Origin of the sequence: Nocardia amamiensis NBRC 102102 (assembly GCF_001612745.1) — a bacterium.
GTDB lineage: Bacteria > Actinomycetota > Actinomycetes > Mycobacteriales > Mycobacteriaceae > Nocardia > Nocardia amamiensis.
Map to the genome: position 1 here is coordinate 1 of NZ_BDBA01000068.1, position 3974 is coordinate 3974.

Annotated in this window: 6 protein-coding genes; all 6 read right to left on the reverse strand. The window is 68.9% G+C overall.

The window, feature by feature from the left end:
* Nucleotides 1–312: phosphoenolpyruvate carboxylase (locus NA4_RS15040; protein WP_245671372.1), on the reverse strand; the 312-nt coding region annotated here is incomplete at its 3' end.
* Nucleotides 313–375: 63 nt separating this feature from the next.
* Complete coding sequence (locus tag NA4_RS15045) at nucleotides 376–795, reverse strand: VOC family protein (protein ID WP_067470247.1); 420 nt, start codon at nucleotides 793–795, stop codon at nucleotides 376–378.
* A 235-nt stretch (nucleotides 796–1030) separates the two neighbouring features.
* Nucleotides 1031–1588 carry a GTP-binding protein gene (locus tag NA4_RS15050; RefSeq protein WP_067470248.1) on the reverse strand — a complete coding sequence of 186 codons (558 nt, stop codon included), beginning with the start codon at nucleotides 1586–1588 and terminating at the stop codon, nucleotides 1031–1033.
* 16 nt (nucleotides 1589–1604) lie between these two features.
* A complete protein-coding gene (locus NA4_RS15055; RefSeq protein WP_245671373.1) occupies nucleotides 1605–2021 on the reverse strand; it encodes a DUF742 domain-containing protein in 417 nt (138 codons plus the stop codon).
* Complete coding sequence (locus NA4_RS15060; protein ID WP_245671375.1) at nucleotides 2018–2446, reverse strand: roadblock/LC7 domain-containing protein; 429 nt, start codon at nucleotides 2444–2446, stop codon at nucleotides 2018–2020. The genes NA4_RS15055 and NA4_RS15060 overlap by 4 nt, the downstream gene beginning before the upstream one ends.
* Before the next feature lie 67 nt (nucleotides 2447–2513).
* The coding region (locus tag NA4_RS41400) for a sensor histidine kinase (RefSeq protein WP_373862792.1) at nucleotides 2514–3974 on the reverse strand (1461 nt) is incomplete at its 5' end.

The following is a 3974-nucleotide window of genomic DNA, read 5'->3' on the forward strand; positions in this document are numbered from 1 at the left end:
GTGCGCGGCGCGGCGTCGGTCGCGCTGGATGTCCTCGGCCAGGTTGGCCAGCAGGACGAAGTAGCTGAACGCGCGGATGAGCGGGAGAGCCACCGCGATGTCGACACCGTGCAGCATCTCCGCGACGGCGCTGCGACCGACCTCCTCGCGGCGCACCCGGAACGCCTCGATGCGCACCCGTTCGATGAGGTCGAAGACCTCCGGTCCCTCGTGGCCGCGGATGGTGTCGCCGAGCACGCCACCGAGGAACCGGATGTCGTCACGCAGCGGCCGGGTGGCGTCCTGTGGGGTGTCGATCGTAGGTTCGCCCATGATCAGACAGTATTGTCCGGTCTGCGAATGTGTGCGACGCGGGCCACACCTGACCCGATCGGCTCAGCCCTGCAGTTCGGAAAAGCGCAGGTAGTTACCCCACGGGTCGCGGAATCCGCAGTCACGAACACCGTACGGCTGCGAGATGGGCTCCTGCGTCACCTCGACCCCGGCATCGCGCAGCCGGGCGAAGGTCGCGTCCACGGCGTCGGTGACGAAGATCAGGGTGCCCTGCGCGCCACTGGCCAGACGCGCCTGCGCCGCCGCGCGCGCCGCGTCGTCCGGCACCATCTCGGGGGTCTCCAGGATGAACTCGATCCCCGGCTGCTTCGCCGGACCGACGGTCACCCAGCGCCCGCCGGCGAACGGCAGGTCCGCGCGCACCTCGAGGCCGATCACGTCGCGGTAGAACTCCAGGGCCTTCTCCTGGTCCGCGACCAGCACGCCGATATGGGAAAGGGCGAGGTCTTTGCCGTTGCTCATGAATCTGTGCCTTCTGCTGGTTGGGGCTTGCCAACACTACAGACGACGGGCGTGCCGCAAATTCATCGGCGGATGCTGTGTTCGTCCGATGACTGCGGCGCGGTCTCCGGTGCACGCAGCATCCACTTGCCGCCCCGATCACCAGGTTCAGCCGAACGGTCCATGTCCCAGCCGTCGGCGATCGGTGATACTCGACGGCCGGGGGGAGCGGGTGGCGCAGCGCTCCGCCTGCGGCTCAGGCGGGCAGGTCGACCGTGCGGTGCAGGAGCACCTGCTCGAGCAACGAGACCAGCACGTCCTTGACCGAATCACGTTGCCTCGCATCGCATTCCAGCACCGGAACCCAACGCTCCAATTCGAGCGCCTCGCGGACCTCGTCGAGGTCGAAGTGGGTGCTGCCCTCGAAGCGGTTGACCGCGACGACGAAGGGCGTGCCGCGTTCTTCGAAGTAGTCCAGTACCGGATAGCAGTCGTCGACGCGGGTGGTGTCCACCACGATCACCGCGCCGAGCGCGCCGTCGACCAGGTCGTCCCAGAGGAAGACGAATCGGTCCTGTCCCGGTGTGCCGAACAGGTACAGAATCAGCGAACCGTCCAGGGTGATGCGGCCGAAGTCCAGGGCGACCGTGGTCTGCGTCTTGTCCTCGCGGTGTCCCGGATCGTCCACGCCGACAGCCATCTCGGTCATCGCCGCCTCCGTCACCAGCGGCTCGATTTCGGAGATGGCCCCGATGAATGTCGTCTTCCCGACGCCGAATCCGCCGCTGACCACGATTTTCACCGAGGACGGCATGGTAGGCGTACGTATGTCAGAGTGCCCGAACAAGGTCCCTGATCCTCTCGATGGCAGCGGCGGTGAGCTGGTCGGCGGCGCGCACGGTCACGTGTCCGGTGGCGGCCAGGTCGCTGACGACGACCTTCGCGACCCCGATCGGAACGCGCAGCACGGTCCCGATCTCGGCGATGGAGTGCGGCTGCTGGCACAGCCGCACGAGGGTGTGCTGTTCGAAGCGCAGCGGCGCGGACAGCGCCCCGGGCTCCGCCCGCACGAGCGTCTCGATCCGCAGTCCGTCCAGCAGCGGTGTGGTGCGTCCGGCGGTGACGACGAAGGGGCGCACGAATCGCTCGTCGCCACCGGCCGATTCGTCGGCCGGGCGGTTCGGCGGCGCGGCGAACCCGCCGTAGGTCCCCTGGACCGAGATCATCCGCGGGTCCGGCGGTCTCATCGCCGCAGCGTCTCACGTAGTTCGGCGATGAGCGCCGGGTCCAGCAGTGCGCCTGCGCGGTCGGCGAGTACGGCCATCTCGTAGCCGACCAGGCCGACGTCGCACCCGCTGTCGGCGATCACGCCGAGGCAGCTGCCGTCGCCCATCGCCGAGACAAGCAGGAACCCGCGCTTCATCTCGATCATGATCAGTTTCAGACCGTCGAACGAGTAGCTGCGCGACGCGCTTTTGGCGAGGCCGACCAAACCGGACACCATGGCGGCGAGCCGGTCGGCGGAAGTGCGGTCCAGGCCTTCGGACATCGCGATGAGCAGTCCGTCCGACGAGACCGCGACCGCCTCCCGGACTCCGTCGGTCTCGCGGACGAAGTTCGCCAGCATCCAGTTGAACGTGTGCGGGTCGGCGCTCGATAGGTGGGTGGTCACCGGATCTCCTGTATCTTGCGGGGGTTCGCGCACCCCGTCGGCTCGATGAGCGCTGCGGGATCAGGTCTCATCGGGCCTCCTCTGCGATGGGCACGGCAGGTTGGAATTCGTACGCCGAATCGTCGGCGCGGATGTCGGTAGAGCGCGCGGGGGCCGCCGGTGCGCCCCGCTGATGTCCGGTCCGGAAGGCGGACAGCATGCTGCGGGTCTCCGCAGGAGACCGATCGACCGCCGGTGCGAGCTGCGGCGGGGGCACGGCGGCGGGACCGGGACGCGCGGCAGCCGCGCGGGCTTTCTTGTTTCGCTTCACCAAGCCGTTCTTGGTGTGCTGAACTACCAGCTCCTCGGAGCCCGGTTGCACTACCGGACGTGTGGATTCGATCGTGGGAACGATTGGTGCGGCCGCCGATTCCGTTCTCGGCGAGACGAATTGGGTATAAGCGGACGCGCTGGCCACGGAGTGCGCCGGGGCCGCGAGTACCGACATGGGTGGCGCACCGATCTGATCCGCCGCAGTCACGGAAGGGCGCTGCACCCCCGCACCCGAAACGACCGGGAGCGCAGCGGTATCACCTCGCGTGGGGCCACCTGGCGCTGCGGCCGCCTGTCCGGAGTCGGTCCCGCTTTGGGCTCGGGCCGCAGTAGAGCTCTCACGCGCAGCGTCGCCCGGCTGATTCGACTCAGCCTCCAGCATTCCCGGCGGCAGCATCAGGCGCGCGACGATGCCGCTTACCGGCGAGACGCTCAGCTCGACGCCGATGCCCAGCCGCCGGGCCAGCCTGCCGACCACGTAGTGGCCGAGATTGCGGGTGGGCGCGACGACGAAGTCCTGTTCGCCGTGCAGCCGCGCGTTGGCCTGGTCCAGTTGCTCCGCGGGCATGCCCACACCGTGATCGACCACGGCGAGCAGGTACCCGCTCGGCACGGCGCGCCCATAGATCTCCACTTCGAGATCCGGCGGGGAAAAGGCGAGCCCGTTCTCGATCAGCTCGGCGAGCATGTGCGCCAGCTCGCTGGCCGCCGTCCCGCTGATCAGCACGTCGTCCATGCGCCGCAGCACCACCCTGCGGTAGTCGTCGACCTCGGACAAACCGGCCCGGATCACGTCGCTCAACGGGATCGGTTCCGCCCAGCGGCGCGGGCTCGCCTCGCCGACCAGCACGAGCAGGCTTTCGGCGTTGCGGCGCATACGGGTGGCGAGGTGATCGAGCTGGAACAGGTTCGACAGCGCCTTGGGATCGAGCTCCTCGCGCTCGAATTCGCTGATCAGATTGAGCTGGCGGCGTACCAGGTTCTGGCTGCGGCGGGCCAGGCTCACCATCGACTCGGTGGTGTTGCGGCGCACCAGCGCCTGCTCCGACGCGAGTTCGAACGCGGTGGACTGCACCCGGTCCAGCGCTCCGGCCACCGCGGCGATCTCGGCGCTCGCTCCCGGTGGTGTGCGCACCGGCGCGGGCGGGTCCGGCCGGGTGTCGGCGCCGGTGCGCCAGGCGGCGATCACGTCGGGCAGGCGCCTGCCCGAGACGTC

Excerpts from the sequence above, each read along its gene's own strand:
- NA4_RS15055 (WP_245671373.1), bottom strand. The coding sequence starts at position 2,021 with ATGAGACCGCCGGACCCGCGGATGATCTCGGTCCAGGGGACCTACGGC.
- NA4_RS15045 (WP_067470247.1), bottom strand. The coding sequence starts at position 795 with ATGAGCAACGGCAAAGACCTCGCCCTTTCCCATATCGGCGTGCTGGTC.
- NA4_RS15050 (WP_067470248.1), bottom strand. The coding sequence starts at position 1,588 with ATGCCGTCCTCGGTGAAAATCGTGGTCAGCGGCGGATTCGGCGTCGGG.